Origin of the sequence: Bradyrhizobium sp. USDA 4541 (genome assembly GCF_024171085.1) — a bacterium.
In the GTDB taxonomy this organism is placed as follows: domain Bacteria; phylum Pseudomonadota; class Alphaproteobacteria; order Rhizobiales; family Xanthobacteraceae; genus Bradyrhizobium; species Bradyrhizobium australafricanum.
Window position 1 is genome coordinate 975,676 of the sequence record NZ_JALJZF010000001.1, and the last position, 17,070, is coordinate 992,745.

The 17,070-nt window shown below is 65.4% G+C and carries 16 protein-coding genes; 10 read left to right on the forward strand and 6 right to left on the reverse strand.

Annotated features, from left to right (window positions below; all coding sequences use genetic code 11):
• Positions 1–114 precede the first annotated feature (114 nt).
• Together J2R80_RS04655 and J2R80_RS04660 are read right to left on the reverse strand one after the other, a co-directional pair.
• On the reverse strand, positions 115–1,299 hold the full coding sequence (locus J2R80_RS04655) for a substrate-binding domain-containing protein (protein ID WP_253590518.1): 1,185 nt from the start codon (positions 1,297–1,299) through the stop codon (positions 115–117).
• A 79-nt stretch (positions 1,300–1,378) separates the two neighbouring features.
• Positions 1,379–2,560: a substrate-binding domain-containing protein gene (locus J2R80_RS04660; RefSeq protein ID WP_253638083.1), complete on the reverse strand. Its 1,182-nt coding sequence runs from the start codon at positions 2,558–2,560 to the stop codon at positions 1,379–1,381.
• 178 nt (positions 2,561–2,738) lie between these two features.
• Here J2R80_RS04660 and J2R80_RS04665 point away from each other — a divergent pair, with 178 nt between their 5' ends.
• Positions 2,739–3,182 (forward strand): MarR family winged helix-turn-helix transcriptional regulator, encoded by a 444-nt coding sequence (locus tag J2R80_RS04665; protein ID WP_016847408.1) that lies wholly within the window; start codon positions 2,739–2,741, stop codon positions 3,180–3,182.
• Positions 3,183–3,347: 165 nt separating this feature from the next.
• Entirely contained in the window at positions 3,348–3,782 is a 435-nt protein-coding gene (locus J2R80_RS04670; RefSeq protein ID WP_253638084.1) for a VOC family protein, read from the forward strand.
• Positions 3,783–3,842: 60 nt separating this feature from the next.
• Here J2R80_RS04670 and secA read toward each other — a convergent pair whose 3' ends face one another.
• Positions 3,843–6,707, reverse strand: a complete 2,865-nt coding sequence (secA, locus tag J2R80_RS04675; protein ID WP_229189788.1) for a preprotein translocase subunit SecA — start codon at positions 6,705–6,707, stop codon at positions 3,843–3,845.
• Between the two features lie 392 nt (positions 6,708–7,099).
• On the opposite strand from secA, the gene J2R80_RS04680 reads away from it, so the two are divergent.
• Entirely contained in the window at positions 7,100–8,026 is a 927-nt protein-coding gene (locus tag J2R80_RS04680; RefSeq protein ID WP_076824733.1) for a peptidylprolyl isomerase, read from the forward strand.
• Between the two features lie 283 nt (positions 8,027–8,309).
• On the forward strand, positions 8,310–9,551 hold the full coding sequence (gene argJ, locus J2R80_RS04685; RefSeq protein ID WP_253638085.1) for a bifunctional glutamate N-acetyltransferase/amino-acid acetyltransferase ArgJ: 1,242 nt from the start codon (positions 8,310–8,312) through the stop codon (positions 9,549–9,551).
• Between the two features lie 158 nt (positions 9,552–9,709).
• Here argJ and J2R80_RS04690 read toward each other — a convergent pair whose 3' ends face one another.
• Positions 9,710–11,038 carry a TadE/TadG family type IV pilus assembly protein gene (locus J2R80_RS04690; protein WP_253638086.1) on the reverse strand — a complete coding sequence of 443 codons (1,329 nt, stop codon included), beginning with the start codon at positions 11,036–11,038 and terminating at the stop codon, positions 9,710–9,712.
• A gap of 174 nt (positions 11,039–11,212) precedes the next feature.
• On the opposite strand from J2R80_RS04690, the gene J2R80_RS04695 reads away from it, so the two are divergent.
• The gene (locus J2R80_RS04695; protein ID WP_028343243.1) at positions 11,213–11,623 is read left to right on the forward strand and encodes a (deoxy)nucleoside triphosphate pyrophosphohydrolase; all 411 of its coding nucleotides are present in this window, start codon (positions 11,213–11,215) and stop codon (positions 11,621–11,623) included.
• 402 nt (positions 11,624–12,025) lie between these two features.
• Here the strand turns inward: J2R80_RS04695 and J2R80_RS04700 are convergent, their stop codons facing one another.
• Positions 12,026–12,868 carry a methyltransferase domain-containing protein gene (locus J2R80_RS04700; RefSeq protein ID WP_253638087.1) on the reverse strand — a complete coding sequence of 281 codons (843 nt, stop codon included), beginning with the start codon at positions 12,866–12,868 and terminating at the stop codon, positions 12,026–12,028.
• 77 nt (positions 12,869–12,945) lie between these two features.
• Here J2R80_RS04700 and J2R80_RS04705 point away from each other — a divergent pair, with 77 nt between their 5' ends.
• The 5 genes from J2R80_RS04705 (at position 12,946) to J2R80_RS04725 (ending at position 15,953) form a co-directional block, all read left to right on the forward strand.
• Positions 12,946–13,755 (forward strand): ComF family protein, encoded by an 810-nt coding sequence (locus J2R80_RS04705; protein ID WP_253638088.1) that lies wholly within the window; start codon positions 12,946–12,948, stop codon positions 13,753–13,755.
• A 29-nt stretch (positions 13,756–13,784) separates the two neighbouring features.
• Positions 13,785–14,057 (forward strand): glutaredoxin 3, encoded by a 273-nt coding sequence (gene grxC, locus J2R80_RS04710; protein WP_057015554.1) that lies wholly within the window; start codon positions 13,785–13,787, stop codon positions 14,055–14,057.
• The gene (locus J2R80_RS04715) at positions 14,057–14,932 is read left to right on the forward strand and encodes a carbon-nitrogen hydrolase family protein (RefSeq protein WP_057015555.1); all 876 of its coding nucleotides are present in this window, start codon (positions 14,057–14,059) and stop codon (positions 14,930–14,932) included. Before grxC ends, J2R80_RS04715 begins: the two co-directional genes overlap by 1 nt.
• Positions 14,929–15,399 carry a DUF1178 family protein gene (locus J2R80_RS04720; RefSeq protein WP_057015556.1) on the forward strand — a complete coding sequence of 157 codons (471 nt, stop codon included), beginning with the start codon at positions 14,929–14,931 and terminating at the stop codon, positions 15,397–15,399. The genes J2R80_RS04715 and J2R80_RS04720 overlap by 4 nt, the downstream gene beginning before the upstream one ends.
• 113 nt (positions 15,400–15,512) lie before the next feature.
• Positions 15,513–15,953 (forward strand): EamA family transporter, encoded by a 441-nt coding sequence (locus J2R80_RS04725; protein ID WP_076824724.1) that lies wholly within the window; start codon positions 15,513–15,515, stop codon positions 15,951–15,953.
• Here the strand turns inward: J2R80_RS04725 and J2R80_RS04730 are convergent, their stop codons facing one another.
• Entirely contained in the window at positions 15,954–16,853 is a 900-nt protein-coding gene (locus J2R80_RS04730) for a DMT family transporter (protein WP_253640927.1), read from the reverse strand.
• Positions 16,854–17,070 lie beyond the last annotated feature (217 nt).

Genomic DNA, 17,070 nt, shown 5'->3' on the forward strand with positions numbered 1-17,070 from the left:
TGCAGCGGCGCGCTGCCCGCGCGAACCGCTCACCCCGTTGCTGTATTGAAAACGGAAATATTTTCCTTTTCAAGTATTATTTCGCAAAACCTTCCGGCGACGCTGTCGCACTGCTCAGATCGGCTTGATCACCCTGAAGTCGAGACCGTCGGCTTCGGCAAGATACATCGGCATCCTGGCATGGCCGCTGCGCACCGTGACCGGACCGCGCGGGCCGCGATAGACGAGGTTGTCCGCCGCCGCGAGCAGCGGCCGCATGTCCAGCGTGCCGGCGCGCTTGGCGGCGGCCTCGAGCAGGCAGAACCCTTCATAGGCGGACTCGCTGCACGAGCCGACCGGCGGCGCGAACGCACCGAACATCGCGCGATAGCGGTCCCTGAAATCGTCGCCTTCGCGTGAGCCGACGGAGGGGAAATAGCCGGAGGCGCAGTAAAGGTTCTCGGTCTTGTCGGCGCCGATGCCGAGCAGCGCCGTCTCGTCGAAACAGCCGGCAAAGCGCAGCGTGGTGGCGGCAAGGCCGGCATCGGCGAAGGCGCGGTTGAAGGTCACGCTATCGGTGCCGATCAGCGAGATCAGCACGACATCGGGTTTCGCGGCGCGGATGCGTTCCAGCTGCGCCTCGTGATTATCCTCGCCGACCGGCACGAACTCCTCGCCGACCACGAGCCCGCCGGTCTCCTTGATGTAACGCTTCACCGCGCGGTGCGACTGCCATGGCCAGACATAGTCGCTGCCGATCAGGTACCAGCGCGAGGCGCGCTTCGCCTCGGCCAGCCAGTGGATCGACGGCCGGTTCTGCCAGCGTGGCGTCTCGCCGATCGCGATGACGCCCGGCGTCCGCTCGCCGCCTTCATAGACCGGCGTGTAGATGTAGGGGATCTTGCTGCGGGTGATCAGGCCGCGCAGCGCGACGCGCACCGCGCTGGTGTGCATGCCCATGATGAGATCGACATCGTCGGACGCGATCGCCTGCTCGGCGCGATCGAGCACGTCCTCGATCGGTCCGCCGGCGTCATAGACCGAGAACTCGACCTCGCGGCCGAGGATGCCGCCGCGCCGGTTGATGTCGGCGACGGCGAGCTGTGCACTCGAGGTCGCGGCCGGTCCCCACATCCCGGGCGAACCGGTGCAGCAGACGAAGCCGGCGATCCGCAGCCGGCTGCGCGCACCGCGCGGACCGAAACCGTCCCGATCCATCGGGGAAAACACCCGATCGGACCGCGCCGACGTCAGGTTCCGGAACAGCAGGGAAGGCGGGCATGGAAGGCCGCCATACCTGTTGCTCGAGGTTCGGGCCATGACGTAGGGCGTCGATTGCACACCTGCTCCTGTCTGGCACCGGCAAGCCGCGCGGCGAGCGCGGCATCGCCCGGTCCATCTAGATCGTCCTGATCACATTGAAGTCGAGACCGTCGGCCTCGGCAAGATAGATCGGCATCTCGGCGCGGCCGTCGCGAATTGTGACGGTGCCGCGGGCACCGCTGTAGACGAGATTGTGCGCCGCGGCGGACAATGGTCCGATCGACAGCGAGCGCGCCTGATTGGCCGCCGCCTCGAGAAAGCGCATCCCCTCATAATTGGACTGCCCGACCGAGCCGATCGGCGGCGCATGCGCCCCGAACATCGCGCGGTAGCTGGTCCGGAAGTCGTCATTGGCGCACGAATCGATGCAGCCGAAATAGCCGGAGGCGCAGAACAGGTTTTGGGTCGAGTCGGGGCCGATGCCGAGCATCACGGTCTCGTCCATCGCGCCGGCGTAACGCAGCGTGGTCGCGGCAAGCCCGGCCTCGGCGAAGGCACGGTTGAAGGTGATGCTGTCGGTGCCGATCAGGGTGATCAGCACGACATCTGGCCGTGCTGCGCGAATCCGCGCCAGATGCGGCTCGTGATTGTCCTCGCCGAGCGGGACAAATTCCTCGCCGACGACGTGGCCGCCGGCCTCCTTGATGTAGCGCTTCACCGCGCGATGCGACTGCCAGGGCCAGACATAATCGCTGCCGATCAGGTACCAGCGCTGGGCCTTCTTGACCTCGGTGAGCCAGTGGATCGCCGGCCGGCTTTCCGCGCGCGGCGTCTCGCCGATCGCCATCACGCCGGGCGTCCGCTCGCCGCCCTCATAGACCGGCGTGTAGACATAGGGGATGCGGCCGGCGGTGACCTTGCGCAGCGCGAGGCGCACCGCCGAGATATGCGAGCCCATGATCACGTCGATCTCGTCGAAAGCGATCGCCCGCTCGGCGCGTCGCACCACTTCCTCGATCGGGCCGCCGGCGTCGTACATCGACAATTCGACCTCGCGGCCGCGGATGCCGCCGCGCCGGTTGATCTCGGCGACCGCGAGCATGACGCTGTTGGCGGAGATCGGCCCCCAGATCCCGGGCGCGCCGGAGAAGGTGATGAAATTGCCGATTCGAAGCTTGCTGTCGGTGCTGCGACGGCGCGACGAGCCGGGCTTGAGGGTCAAAGCGAGATCGGCCGCGCAGGACGACGGATTTCGAAACAGCAGCGGCGGCGCGACGGGCATGCCGCCATACGCCTGGAAAGAGACCGTCGAGAGCACGCCAACTCCTGTCTGGGAAGCAGTAAGCAACGCAGCCAGCGGGCGGTCGCGGCATCCGCCCCTTGGTTGGGGGAATATCCTAGGTGAAAATATTGAATATTCAACAATTGAAGTGCATATAGAAATGGCATGAGTTGCCGGACATTCATTCACCGGGTCAGGAACCAGGTCTTACGCCGTGGCTAAACCGCCGAAAGAAAATTCCCCGATCACCGAACATCTCGCCTACCTGCTGGCGCAAGCCAACCGGGAGATCAACCGGCAGTTGGAGACGCGGCTCGCCAAGGAAGGCGTGCCGGTCGAGCAGTGGCGCATCCTGAAGGTGCTGTCCGACGGCAACGGCCACTCGATGGGCGAGCTTGCGGATGCTGTGCTGCTCAACCATCCGACGCTGACCAAGATGATCGACCGCATGGTGTCGGACGCGCTGGTCTATCGCGTCCAGGATCCCAAGGATCGCCGCAAGGTGCTGATGTTCGTCTCCGACCGCGGCAAGGCGCTGTGCCGGCGGCTCAACTCGCTCGCGGTGAGCCAGGAAGAGCACATCGTCGAGAGCTATGGCGACAAGTCGACCACTGAACTCAAGCGCCTGCTGGAAAGCCTGATCGGCAGCGCCAATTAAGGCCGCGCCGGCCCGGCGCGCCCCTGCCGAAACCATCGAAAAAAGACCGGCAGGAAATGTCGGGATGCGGCGGTTTGGTGCGTCCTTGGGGCGCGCCCTGCGGCGCAGCCTTCGCGCTTGGCCGCGCTGGTCCACCCGATTACTCGTTAGTGAGGATTTCCCGTCATGACTTCGATCACGCCGTTCCTCTGGCTCGACAACAACGTCCGCGATGCCGTCGCCTTCTACCAATCGGTGTTTCCGAACGCCAAGATCGAGACCGTCAGCGATTTCATGGCGACCTTCGAGCTCGAGGGGCAGCGGTTCCACGCGCTCAATGGCGGGCCGCAGCACAAGTTCAACGAGGCGGTGTCGTTCTTCCTGAGCGTCGAGACCCAGGAGCAGGTGGACTACTTCTGGGAGAAGCTCACCGACGGCGGCCAGGAATCGCGCTGCGGCTGGCTCAAAGACCGCTTCGGCCTGTCCTGGCAGGTGATCCCGACCGCGCTCGGCCGCTATCTCAGCGCCCCCGATCGCAAGGCAGCCGACCGCGCGATGCAGGCGATGCTGAAGATGCAGAAGATCGTGATCGCCGATCTCGACAAGGCCTTCGCCGGCTGAGAGCGATGCGGCTCGACGGGCGCGGGCCAGTCGCCCGCCGCCTCAGCGCGCGCGCGGCGGCTACGCGTACCGGCCGTGGCAGTGCTTGTACTTCTTGCCTGACCCGCAGGGGCAGTCCTCGTTGCGGCCGACCTTGCCCCAGCTCGCCGGATCGTTCGGATCGCGGTCGGTGGCAATCATCCCGGGCGCCAGTGAGGCCTGGGCGTAGGTGGCCTCGGTCAGGCGGGCCTGCGCGAACTCGTCCTCGCCGGTGTTGGGATCGAGCTTGTGCGCCTCCATCAGCGGCAGCGGCTGCGGCGGCTCCTCCGGCGGCACGATCTCGACCCGCATCAGCTGCGCGGTGACCGCCTCGCGCAGATGCGCGCTCATCTCCTGGAACAGGTTGAAGGCCTCGGTCTTGTACTCCTGCAACGGGTCACGCTGGCCATAGCCGCGCAGGCCGATCACCTGTCGCAGATGGTCGAGCATGATCAGGTGCTCGCGCCAGAGATGGTCCAGCGTCTGCAGCAGGATGGTCTTCTCGACGTAACGCATCACGTCGGGACCCCATTGCGCGACCTTGGCGGCCATGCGCTCGTCGACATGGGTCTCGATGCGGGTCAGCAGCTCCTCGTCGGCGATGCCCTCTTCCTTGGCCCATTCGTCGACCGGCAGATCGACATCGAGCACGCGCTTCAATTCGTCCTTGAGGCCGGCGGTGTCCCACTGCTCGGCATAGGCGTGCTCGGGAATGTATTTGGCGACCACGTCCTCGACGAAGGCATGGCGCATGTCGGTCACGGTCTCGACGACGCTGTCGTCCTTCATCAGGTCGACGCGCTGGTCGAAGATCACCTTGCGCTGGTCGTTCTGGACGTTGTCGAACTTCAAGAGGTTCTTGCGGATGTCGAAGTTGCGCGCCTCGACCTTCTGCTGCGCCTTCTCGAGCGCCTTGTTGATCCAGGGATGGATGATCGCTTCGCCTTCCTGCAGGCCGAGCCGCTGCAGCATGCTGTCGAGCCGGTCGGAGCCGAAGATGCGCATCAGATCGTCTTCCAGCGACAGGAAGAACTTCGAGCGGCCGGGATCGCCCTGACGGCCGGAACGGCCGCGCAGCTGGTTGTCGATGCGGCGGGATTCGTGACGCTCTGAGCCGATGATGTAGAGGCCGCCCGGCTTCTTCACGGTTTTCGCGGGCTTGTTGCCCTTGGCGGGCTCGACCTCGAAATCCTCTTCCGCCTTCAGCACGATCTCGCGGAAGCGCTCGATGTCGGCCTTGATCTGCTCGATCTTCTTGGCCTTCTCGGCCTCATCGGTGATCCCGGCGGTCTCCTGCTGGATCCGCATTTCGAGCGAGCCGCCGAGCTTGATGTCGGTACCGCGGCCGGCCATGTTGGTCGCGATCGTGATCGCGCCCGGCACGCCGGCTTCCGCGACGATATAGGCTTCCTGCTCGTGGAAGCGCGCATTCAGCACCGCGAACAGCTTTGCCGGCTTGCCGGCGCGCGCGGCGGCATAGAGCTTCTCCATGCCGGATTCGGACGTGAAGTCGATCTGCTTGTAGCCGTGCTTCTTCAGGTACTCGGCCAGCACTTCCGACTTCTCGATCGACGCCGTGCCGACCAGCACCGGCTGCAGCCGCTTGTTGGCGCGCTCGATCTCGGCAAGGATCGCGGCGTATTTCTCGTTCTGGGTGCGGTAGACCTCGTCGTCCTCGTCGAGGCGCGCCACCGGCAGGTTGGTCGGGATCTCCACGACCTCGAGCTTGTAGATGTCGAACAGTTCGTCGGCTTCGGTCAGCGCCGTGCCGGTCATGCCGGACAGCTTCTGGTACATCCGGAAATAGTTCTGGAAGGTGATCGAGGCCAGCGTCTGGTTCTCGGGCTGGACCGTGACGTGCTCCTTGGCTTCCAGCGCCTGGTGCAGGCCTTCCGAATAGCGGCGGCCCTGCATCATGCGGCCGGTGAACTCGTCGATGATGACGACCTCGTCGTCGCGGACGATGTAGTCCTTGTCGCGCGTGAACAGCGTGTGCGCGCGCAGCGCCTGGTTGACGTGATGCACGACGGAGACGTTCTCGACGTCGTACAGCGAGTCGCCCTTGAGCTGGCCGGCGTCGCGCAGCAGGTTCTCCAGCTTCTCCATGCCGGCTTCGGTCAGCGTCACCGTGCGCTGCTTCTCGTCGACCTCGTAGTCGTCCTTCTTGGCGAGATTCGGCATGAAGGTGTCGATGGTGTTGTAGAAATCCGAGCGGTCGTCGAGCGGGCCGGAGATGATCAGCGGCGTGCGCGCCTCGTCGATCAGGATGGAGTCCACTTCGTCGACGATCGCGTAATAGTGCTCGCGCTGGACCATGTCCTCCAGGCGGTACTTCATGTTGTCGCGCAGATAGTCGAAGCCGTATTCGTTGTTGGTGCCGTAGGTGATGTCGCAGGCATAGGCAGCCTTGCGCTCGGCGTCGTCGAGGCCGTGCACGATCACGCCGGTGGTCAGCCCCAGGAAGGCGTAGATCTGGCCCATCCAGCCGGAGTCGCGGCGGGCGAGGTAGTCGTTGACGGTGACGACGTGGACGCCCTTGCCGGCGAGCGCGTTCAGGTAGACCGCGAGCGTCGCGACCAGCGTCTTGCCTTCGCCGGTTTTCATCTCGGCGATGTCGCCCTCGTGCAGCACCATGCCGCCGATCAGCTGAACGTCGAAATGGCGCTGGCCGAGCGTCCGCTTGGCGGCCTCGCGCACCGTGGCGAAGGCCGGAACCAGGATGTCGTCCAGCGTCTTGCCGCTGGCGAGCTGCTGCTTGAATTCGGCGGTGCGGGCCTTGAGCTGATCGTCCGTCAGGTTGACGAGCTCGGGCTCCAGCGCGTTGATGGCGTTGACGCGGGACTGATACCCCTTGACCCGACGGTCGTTGGCGGAGCCGAAAAACTTGCGGGCGAGCGCGCCGATCATGCGAAATTCCTGTTCTTCGGTCTCGAGTTCGGTCTTCGTTCAGTGTTGGAATTCAACTTGGAATTCAGTCTTGGATTACAGCCTGAGATGGTCCGCCGGATCGCCTATCAACTCAACGTGACGCGCTACGGTTCGAGCCCCGGCCCGGGGGCTCCTCCGCCAATTGAGTGGGAAACAGGCCATCCTGGGTTCAACGGCGAAAAACGCAGCAAAATAAGCGCTCTCGCCGCTGACGCGGTTGGCCAGAGATATGGCCCGGTCGGGGGGTTGTCAACGCTGGCAAGATGTCAAGGAATTCATCATTTTGACAAGACTTTCGCGTTGCCAATGTAACACGATTGGGCGAGTGTCCGCCCCGCTCGAGCTTCCCCCCTTTGAGACAAGGATTTTGCATGACCACCTCGCCCCCGGAAACCAAAACCGGCCTGCGCCTCGGCCTCGCCACCCTGGCCGCGACGGGCTGTCTTGTCGCAGTGCTGGCTGCCGGCCTCCCGGTCCGGGCCGCGGAATCCGATCCGGTGCTGGCGAAGGTCAACGGCTCGGAGATCCACGCCAGCGACGTGGCGCTCGCCGAGGAGGAACTCGGCCAGAGCCTGCAGCAGATGGACCCCTCGACCCGCAAGGACAACGTGCTGTCCTTCCTGATCGACATGAAGATCGTGTCCAAGGCCGCCGAGGACAAGAAGATCGAGAACAATGACGACTTCAAGAAGCGGCTCGCCTTCACCCGCAACCGCCTGTTGATGGACAGCCTGCTTGCCAGCGAGGGCAAGGCCGCGACCACCGACGACGCCATGAAGAAGGTCTATGAGGAGGCCGCCAAGCAGATCACAGGCGAGCAGGAGGTGCACGCCCGCCACATCCTGGTCGAGACCGAGGACGAGGCCAAGGCGATCAAGGCCGAGCTCGACAAGGGCGCCGATTTCGGCGAGCTCGCCAAGAAGAAGTCCAAGGACCCCGGCGCCTCCGACGGCGGCGACCTCGGCTTCTTCACCAAGGAGCAAATGGTGCCGGAATTCTCCGCGGTCGCCTTCTCGCTCGAGCCGGGCAAGATCTCCGATCCGGTCAAGTCGCAGTTCGGCTGGCACATCATCAAGGTCGAGGAAAAGCGCAACCGCAAGGCGCCCGACTTCGAGCAGGTGAAGGCCCAGATCGAGACCTATGTGACCCGCAAGGCCCAGGCCGACTATGTCGCCAAGCTGCGCGAGGCCGCCAAGGTCGAGCGCATGGACAAGCCGGCCGACGCGGCCGCGCCGGCGGATGCCGCCAAGGACGCGCCGAAGCCGGCCGACAACAAGATGGCGCCGGCGAAGAAGTAAGCTTCGCGACGTCAATAGCTTCAATGCGCGATGGCCGGGCATGTCCCGGCCATTTTGCTTTTTACAGCTTCCTCGTAGCCCGGATGAAGCGCAGCGAAATCCGGGGTCTGTTGCCGCGGAGGGACCTGTCCCGGATTGCGCTTCGCTCCATCCGGGCTACGCATTCGTCGCGCTGCTGCTTCCTTGAACGATTCATGACAGCGCGTTCGCATCGCAGCCCTCTCCCGCTTCTTGCGGCGAGATGTTATGGAGCGCTTCCCTCCCCGTAGCCGGAAGCTTGCCGATGTCCACCGCCGTCTCCCCCCTCGCCCCGCCCGACGTTCCAGAGATGCCCGTGATCGCGGGTGTGCGGCTTGCGACCGCTGCCGCCGGCATCCGCTACAAGGGGCGCACCGACGTGCTGCTTGCGCTGCTCGACAAGGGCACCACGGTGGCCGGCGTGTTCACCAGGTCGAAGTGCCCGTCGGCGCCGGTCGAATGGTGCCGCGCCAAGCTGAAGGGCGGCGCCGCGCGCGCGCTGGTGGTCAATTCCGGCAACGCCAACGCCTTCACCGGCAAGACCGGCAAGGCGTCGACCGCGCTGACCGCGCAGATCGCGGCGAAGGCGGTCGGCTGCGCGACATCGGACGTGTTCCTCGCCTCCACCGGCGTGATCGGCGAGCCGCTCGACGCCACCAAGTTCGACGGCGTGCTGGCGCAGCTCGCACAGACCGCGACCCCCGATCGCTGGATGGACGCGGCCAGGGCGATCATGACCACCGACACCTTCCCGAAGGTCGCCACCGCGACCGTCAATCTCGGCAAGGCCAAGGTGACGATCAACGGCATGGCCAAGGGCGCCGGCATGATCATGCCCGACATGGCGACCATGCTGTCGTTCATCTTCACCGACGCGCCGCTGTCGGCCTCGGTGCTGCAATCCCTGCTCAAGGCCGGCGTCGAGGACACCTTCAATGCGCTGACCATCGACGGCGACACCTCGACCTCGGACACGCTGCTGGCATTTGCAACCGGCGCAGCCGCTGCCAACGGCGCGCCGAAGATCTCGCGCGCCGGCGACCCGCGGCTGAAGGCCTTCACCAAGGCGTTCCAGCAGATCCTCGCTGATCTGTCCGAGCAGGTGGCGCGCGACGGCGAAGGCGCCCGCAAGCTGGTCGAGGTCGTGGTCGAGGGCGCCACCACCAAACCGTCGGCACGCAGAATCGCGATGTCGATCGCCAATTCGCCGCTGGTGAAGACTGCGATCGCCGGCGAGGACGCCAATTGGGGCCGCGTGGTGATGGCGGTCGGCAAGGCCGGCGAGCCCGCCAACCGCGACAAGCTCTCGATCTCCTTCAACGGCATCCGCGTCGCCAAGAGCGGCGCGCGCGACCCCTCCTACAACGAGAAAGAGGTGTCGGAGGCGATGAAGGCGCCGAAGATCCAGATCAAGGTCGCGCTTGGCCTCGGCAAGGCCAAAGACCGCGTGCTGACCTGCGACCTCACCAAGGAATACGTCGCGATCAACGGAGATTACCGGTCTTAATCGCACACCTTCCTACCCGTCATCCTGAGGAGCGCGTAGCGCGTCTCGAAGGATGCACGGCCCGATAGCGCCGCGCGGAGAAAATCGGGCCGTCGACCCTTCGAGACGGCCGCTTTGCGGCCTCCTCAGGGTGACGGTGATAGAGCGTGTGCGCTTCGCTAGCTGCTGATCCGCGCGTCGGCGACGGCCTTCTTGAACAGCGCGTTCATCGCATCCGCGATGCCCTGCGTCGGGCTGACCTCGAAATAGAAGCCCGGCGACGCGCAGGCCTGCATGTTCTGCGCGATCTGGCTGTTCGGCGACGGGCCGAACGGGCCCTGGTTGAACGGATCGATCCAGGTCATGTACCAGCCGTTGGTCGGCAGCTGCAGGTAAGTCGTGTAGAGCACCGCGATCTTGATGCCGCGGTTCTTGATGGCCGTGCACAACGCCGGATTGATCGGCGACTGGCAGCGATTGCCGCCGCTGGCCGGCTTCAGGCAGCTTGAATTCGGTTCGTCAGCCACGCCGTCGGACACGAAGAACAGGTATTTCATCGGCGCCGCCGCCGTGCCCGGGCCCGGCGCGCTGATCGCGTTGCTGATGGCCGGAAGCACCGTCGAGAACTGGCTGTCCTTGTCGGCGGTGTAGGAATCGTTGTTGCCGTAGACGCCCATCAGGTCGATGTTGCCGGCTGCGGTCTTGGCGCTCGATAGGCTGGTCGACAGCGAGAACAGTGCGCGCAGGCCGATCGTCTTCGACGAGGCGCCGAAATCGTAGATCGCCATCCGGTACTGGCTGGCATAGGTCGCGGTGTTCGCGGCCGTGTCCATCAATTGCTGGGTCGCGCTGCGCAGCACGTCGATCCGCGTCGTCACGCCGAGCGTCTTGGCGAGATTGTAGTAGTTGTTGGCGTCGTTGTAGTCGTGACAGGCGAAGGCGCACTTGTCGGACGTGTTGTTGACCATCTTGGTCACGTCGGCGGGCGTCGCCGCAACCCCCATCGACGGCGAGTTGTCGAGCAGGAGATAGAAATCGATATAGAGCGGCATGTTCGCGGTCGAGGTCGACGCGCCGGTCACCGTCATCTTGCTTTGTCCGATCACGCCGAGGAACATGGTCGGGACATCGGCGGTGAACTTGACCGTCGAGGTGATGACGCCGCCGGTCTTGGTCATGGTCGGCGTCACGCTGGTCAGCGTGAAGCTGTTCTGGTTCAAGATGTTGCCGTTGAAGATCTTGGCCGCATCGGCTTCGCCCGCCTGGATCTCGCCGTCCGAGGTCATGGCGCCGGCGGCGATGAAGCCGGGCGATGCCTTGGCGATCGATCCGACGCTCGCGGCGTCGGCGGCCGATATCAGCTTGCTGCGGATCTGGTTGGCGCGGGAATAGTCGACCGCGCATCCGACCGCGACGATGAGCGGCAGCACAGCGAGGCCAAAGGTCATTGCGATGTTGCCGGAGCGATCGCGACGGAAACGGCTGATGGTCCGGATCAAGGTGCTCATGGGTTATGTCGGCAAAGAATATGATGCGCAGATAAATGAGAACCTTCACCCTGCCGGATACGAATTAAGGCCGGCTTATCGCGATCGCGGAAAGCCGCGCGGGCATAAATCGTTTGGCTGACAGCGCGTTGCTGGTTAATGAAAGCTTGCAGACTGGAAGGAATCCCCCGCCGCATGGCTGACATCAAGCTGACTCTCGTCGTCGCCTGCGCGCTTGTCGATGCCGACAAGCGCGTGCTGCTGGCGCAGCGCCCCGAGGGCAAGGCGCTGGCCGGCCTGTGGGAATTCCCCGGCGGCAAGATCGAGCCCGGCGAGCGGCCGGAGCAGACCCTGATCCGCGAGCTGCATGAGGAGATCGGCATCACCGTGAGCGAGCCGTGCCTCGCGCCGCTGACCTTCGCCAGCCATGCCTACGAGACCTTCCATCTGCTGATGCCGCTCTACATCTGCCGGCGCTGGGAGGGCATCGCGGTGGCGCGCGAGGGCCAGAACCTCGCCTGGGTCCGCGCAAGCAAGCTGCGCGACTACCCGATGCCGCCCGCAGACATCCCGCTGCTGCCGCATCTGATCGATCTGTTGCTGTGATCCTCTTCGCCTCTTCCGCTTGCGCGGGAGGCGCGCTGCCAAAATATCGAAAACAACCCCATGCAAAGCAGGTGGCGGTGGCAGGCGTTCGAGCAGGCGACTTGACACGTCGGGCAACTCACCGGCATAATTCCATTATTCCGAAATCGTGCAAGCTCCCCTCGCCTTTTCCCGCAAGGACAGGGCAATCGCATATGGCCGTTTGAGGCGATCGGAGTTCCCACAAACTCGTCATGCCCGGGCTTGTCCCGGGCATCCACGTCTTCGTTTCCACCGGAGAAAAGACGTGGATGGCCGGGCTAAACAACAAGCCCGGCCATGACGGCGCGGAAGAATCGGTTCATTCCATATGCAATTGCCCTCCCCCGCAAGCGGGAGAAGGAGCCCTAGCATCGTGCGTCCCTAGCGCTTCGTCCCCTTCACCGCCGCCTCAAGGCTCGCCTTCGCCGAGCCGGGCTTGAGCGGCTTCGGCTGGCTTTCATGCGGCGCCCACCCGGACAGCCAGACGATGTCGAAGGTGGCGCGGATGCGGCCGTCGGGATCGGCGAAGCGTTCGCCGTAGATCTGCGCCATCCGCAGCATGGTGGCGCGGCGGGTCAAGGTATGGCGGCGCTCGCGCAGCACATTGGTCGCACCCATGCGTCGCAGGTCAGCCATCAGCGCGAACGCGCTTGAATAGCGCACCACGACGCGGTCGACGTCGGTGACCGGCAGCGCGAAGCCGGCCCGCTGCAACAGCGCGCCGATATCGCGCAGATCGGCGAACGGTGCGACGCGCGGCGACGCCCCGCCCTCGCATTCCGCCTCCGCCGCGGCAAAGCTTTGCCGCAGCTCGGTCAGCGTATCGCCGCCGAGCATCGAAGCGAGCAGCAGCCCGTCCGGCTTCAGCGCCCGGCGGAGCTGCGCCAGCACGCCCGGCAGATCATTGACGAACTGGAAGGCCAGCGCGGAGACCACAAGATCGAGCGACTCCGGCGGCAGACCGAGCGCTTCCGCCTCGCTGAAACCGATCGCATCGACCGCGGCGACACGCCCGCGCAGGACGTCCGCGAGCCCGACACCCGGCGTCCAGACATCGGCCGCCGCCGAAAAGCTGCGCGATACCGCCTGCAAGCGGTCCGCCATGTCTTCGCTGGCACGCTCGAGCAGGAATGTCGCCGCGCCCTCGCGCCGCGCGCGCGCCAGCCGCGCGCCGAGCAAGGCGCGGTCGAACAGGATGGGGGCTGAGGGCGGGTTCGGTGTCATGCCGCTGGTTACGCCGGACCGCCGCCGCAGGCAATGCGCCTTGAGCCGGCGTTGCTCAAACGCTAGCCTCGCCCGCCATGGACGCCGAGGCATCACCGACACGCTCCATTACCGGTCACGTCCAGCGCGCGCTTGGCGCGATCGGGGGCGCGTGGCTGCGCACGGCGCGGCTGGCGCTCGATATCGCGCTGCCGACGCTATGCGTTTCGTGCCGCGAGCCGGTCGATGGCGAGGGGGTGTGCGCGGCCTGCTGGGCCAGATTGTCGTTCATCGCGCCGCCGTTCTGCCCGCGGCTCGGGATTCCCTTCGTCTACGATCCCGGGCCCGGGTTGCTGTCGATGGAGGCGATCGCCAATCCGCCGGCCTACAGCAGAGCCCGCGCCGCGGTGCGCTATGACGATGTCGCGCGCACGCTGGTGCACGCATTGAAATACCAGGATCGCACCGATCTGGCGCCAACAATGGGTCGCTGGATGGCGCGGGCGGGGAAGGAATTGCTCGCCGACGCCGATCTGCTGGTTCCGGTTCCTCTGCATTGGCGGCGCGGCTGGAGCCGGCGCTACAACCAGTCCGGGGCGCTCGCCAAGGTGATCGCGCTCCAGAGCGGCGTCAAAATGGCTGCCGAAGCGCTGCGGCGCATCCGCGCCACCGAGCAGCAGATCGGGCTGTCACGCAAGGACCGCGCCAGCAATGTGCAGGGCGCATTCGGGGTCGCCGATGAACGCAAGGCTGACGTCCAGGGCCGCCGCGTGATCCTGGTCGACGACGTCCTGACCTCGGGCGCGACAGTGGATGCCTGCGCGCGGGCGCTGCTCCGCGCCAAAGCCGCGCAGGTCGACGTGCTGGTGTTTGCCCGGGTTGTCGATACCCACCGCGCTCCCATATAATCTGACATTCTGGTTCAACCGAGCGCACCATGACCGCTGCCATTGAAATCTACACCCGCCCGGGCTGCGGTTATTGCAGCGCGGCCAAATCGCTTTTGACGCGCAAGAACGCCGCGTTCACCGAATTGAGCGTCGCCAGCAACCCGGCCTATCGCGACGAGATGTATGGCCGCGCCGGTGCCGGCTCGACCTTCCCGCAGATCTTCATCGGCAAGACCCATGTCGGCGGCTGCGACGAGCTCTACGCGCTCGACCGCGAGGGCAAGCTCGACGGCCTGCTCAGCAACGGAGGCGGCGCCTGATGACGGAGAACATTTTCACCGCCGCCATGGTGCAGATGCGCACCGGATTGCTGCCGGAGCCGAGCCTCGAGCAGGGCACGCGGCTGATCCGCGAGGCGGCGGCGCAGGGTGCCAAGTACGTGCTGACCCCTGAGGTCAGCAACATGATGCAGCTCAACCGCAAGGCGCTGTTCGAGCATTTGGCGAGCGAAGAGGACGACCAGTCGCTGAAGGCGTATCGCGCGCTGGCCGCCGAGCTGAAGATCCACCTGCATATCGGCTCGCTGGCGCTGCGCTACTCGCCGGAGAAGGCGGTCAACCGCTCGTTCCTGATCGGGCCCGAGGGCAATCTGCTCGCGAGCTACGACAAGATCCATATGTTCGATATCGATCTGCCGGGCGGCGAAAGCTATCGCGAATCGGCCAATTATCAGCCCGGCGAGACTGCCGTGATCTCCGACCTGCCCTGGGGCCGGATCGGACTGACCATCTGCTACGACGTGCGCTTCCCGGCGCTGTACCGCGCGCTGGCCGAAGCCGGCGCATCGTTCCTCACCGTGCCGTCCGCCTTCACCCGCAAGACCGGCGAAGCGCATTGGCACACGCTGCTGCGCGCCCGCGCCATCGAGACCGGCTGCTTCGTGTTCGCGGCAGCGCAGGCCGGCCTGCATGAGAACAAGCGCGAGACCTTCGGCCATTCGCTGATCATCGACCCCTGGGGCGAGATCCTCGCCGAGGGCGGCGTCGAGCCGGGCGTGTTCCTGGCCGAGATCGACCCCGCCAAGGTCGAGACCGCGCGCAAGACCATTCCCTCGCTGCAGCATGGCAGGCGTTTCGGCATCGCCGACCCCAAGGCCGGCCCGGAGCATCTGCACCTCGTCCGGGGTTCGGCATGATCCGCTACACGCTGCGCTGCGAGCGCGGCCACCAGTTCGAGAGCTGGTTCCAGAGCTCCTCGGCCTATGAATCGCAGGAGCGGCGTCACCTGATCGATTGCCCGTCCTGCGGCTCAAGCAAGATCGAGCGCGCCATCATGGCGCCGCAGGTCGTCAGCAAGAAGGGCCGCGAACCGGCCCAGCCGGCGCCGGCCGCGCCCGTCGAGGCAGCGGCGAGCGAGTCGACATCGCTGATGATGGCGCAGGAGCGCGAGCTGCGCAGCAAGCTGAAGGAGCTGCGCGACCACATCGTGAAGAACGCCGACAATGTCGGCGACCGCTTCCCCAACGAAGCACGCAAGATGCATTACGGCGATATCGAGCACCGGCCGATCTACGGCGAGGCCTCGCCCGAAGAGGCCCGCGCGCTGATCGACGAAGGCGTCGAGGTCTCGCCGCTGCCGACGCTGCCGGAAGACCGGAATTGACGCGCAGCATCATTCCGGGGCACGCGAAGCGTGAACCCGGAATCTCGCGCCGCAACCTCGAGATTCCGGGTTCGGTGCTGCGCACCGCCCCGGAATGACAATCTGGGACGAGCATGACCCCCGATTCATTCTCCTCCTGGCAGGTCTGGGCGTTCCTTTCCGCCGTCTTCGCCGCGCTGACCGCGATCTTCGCCAAGGTCGGCGTCGAGGGCATCAACTCCGATCTCGCCACCCTGATCCGCACTGTGGTCGTGCTGATCACGCTGTCGGCCATCCTGTTCGCGACCGGACAGTTCACCCAGTCCGGGCCGATCTCGGCGAAGAGCTGGCTGTTCCTGCTGCTGTCCGGGCTCGGCACCGGCGCGTCGTGGATCTGCTATTTCCGCGCGCTCAAGCTTGGACCTGCGACGCTGGTCGCGCCGATCGACAAGCTCAGCGTCGTGCTGGTGGCGCTGTTCGGCGCTACCTTCCTCGGCGAACGCCCCTCGGCCTATGGCTGGATCGGGATCGCGCTGATCTCCGCGGGCGCGGTGCTGATCGCGGTGAAAGGGTAATTACGCGGCGATCAAGAGCGCGACGCCGATCACGATCAGGACGATGCCGAACACCTCGCGCAGCGAGAACGGCTGCTTGAGCGAGAAATACGCCACGCCCTGCGCGAACAGCACCTCGATCAGCGCCAGCGTGCGCACATTGGCGGCGGCGGTGAGCGCGAACGCCAGGAACCAGAATTGCGATGAGAATGCGCCCATGAAGCCCGCGAACATCGAGGGCCGCCACAGCTTGAGGATCGACCTCAGCACGTCGGGCGCGCGCAACAACAGATAGACCGACAGGATCAGCGTCTGCACGAGGAGGCTCCACATCAGCGTGTAGGAGGCCGCCGTAACAAATGAGACGCCGGGCACCGCGATGATCGCGCCGCGAAAGCTCACCGCCGAGATCGCGAACACTGCGGCGGCGCCGAGGCCGAGCACGGTCGGGCGCAGGTCGGCAAAGCTCTTCTGCCCGCCGGGCCGCAGCGCGGTGATGACGACGCCGATGGTCGCGATCACGATCGCGATCACCTTGGTCGTCGTTAGATGGTCGCCGAGGAAGATGAAGCCGAAGATCGCGGTCTGGATCGCCTCGGTCTTCATGTAGGCCGTGGTGACGACGAAAGAGCGGTCGTTCATCGCCAGCAGCATGAAGCCGGTGCCGACGATCTGGCTGAGCGCGCCGGTCACCAGCCACGGCCAGAACGACGATGACGGCCACGGCACGCGATCGCCGGTCAGCAGCACCGCCAGCGCGAAGAACACCACCGAGAACGGCAGGCCGAACAGGAAGCGGATATTGGTCGCGCCCCAGGTCCCGAGCGGCCCGGTCAGATGCCGCTGCATCGCATTGCGCGCCACCTGCCCGAACGCAGCGACGATGGTGAAGGGGATCCAGAGCGAGGCGATCGTGAACATGGGGGATAAGGAAAGCATGCCGGCGGGAGTACACGCCCAGCGTGCCGACTACCGCTGAGGCGGTCAACCTAATGGGCGCATGACTGGATTGCGCGATGTCCACAAACTTCCGTAGCCCGGATGAAGCGAAGCGCAATCCGGGGCCAGCTCATCCGCGGACGAAGGGGTCCCGGATTACGCTACGCTCCATCCGGGCTACGCATTCTGTGTTCGCAGG

What these genes read in the sequence shown, in the direction of transcription:
- J2R80_RS04725 (WP_076824724.1), top strand. Translation starts at nt 15,513, where the DNA reads ATGACCCCCGATTCATTCTCCTCCTGGCAGGTCTGGGCGTTCCTTTCC.
- J2R80_RS04690 (WP_253638086.1), bottom strand. Translation starts at nt 11,038, where the DNA reads ATGAGCACCTTGATCCGGACCATCAGCCGTTTCCGTCGCGATCGCTCC.
- secA (WP_229189788.1), bottom strand. Translation starts at nt 6,707, where the DNA reads ATGATCGGCGCGCTCGCCCGCAAGTTTTTCGGCTCCGCCAACGACCGT.
- J2R80_RS04730 (WP_253640927.1), bottom strand. Translation starts at nt 16,853, where the DNA reads ATGTTCACGATCGCCTCGCTCTGGATCCCCTTCACCATCGTCGCTGCG.
- J2R80_RS04695 (WP_028343243.1), top strand. Translation starts at nt 11,213, where the DNA reads ATGGCTGACATCAAGCTGACTCTCGTCGTCGCCTGCGCGCTTGTCGAT.
- J2R80_RS04705 (WP_253638088.1), top strand. Translation starts at nt 12,946, where the DNA reads ATGGACGCCGAGGCATCACCGACACGCTCCATTACCGGTCACGTCCAG.
- J2R80_RS04655 (WP_253590518.1), bottom strand. Translation starts at nt 1,299, where the DNA reads ATGGCCCGAACCTCGAGCAACAGGTATGGCGGCCTTCCATGCCCGCCT.
- argJ (WP_253638085.1), top strand. Translation starts at nt 8,310, where the DNA reads ATGTCCACCGCCGTCTCCCCCCTCGCCCCGCCCGACGTTCCAGAGATG.
- grxC (WP_057015554.1), top strand. Translation starts at nt 13,785, where the DNA reads ATGACCGCTGCCATTGAAATCTACACCCGCCCGGGCTGCGGTTATTGC.
- J2R80_RS04700 (WP_253638087.1), bottom strand. Translation starts at nt 12,868, where the DNA reads ATGACACCGAACCCGCCCTCAGCCCCCATCCTGTTCGACCGCGCCTTG.
- J2R80_RS04715 (WP_057015555.1), top strand. Translation starts at nt 14,057, where the DNA reads ATGACGGAGAACATTTTCACCGCCGCCATGGTGCAGATGCGCACCGGA.
- J2R80_RS04720 (WP_057015556.1), top strand. Translation starts at nt 14,929, where the DNA reads ATGATCCGCTACACGCTGCGCTGCGAGCGCGGCCACCAGTTCGAGAGC.
- J2R80_RS04670 (WP_253638084.1), top strand. Translation starts at nt 3,348, where the DNA reads ATGACTTCGATCACGCCGTTCCTCTGGCTCGACAACAACGTCCGCGAT.
- J2R80_RS04680 (WP_076824733.1), top strand. Translation starts at nt 7,100, where the DNA reads ATGACCACCTCGCCCCCGGAAACCAAAACCGGCCTGCGCCTCGGCCTC.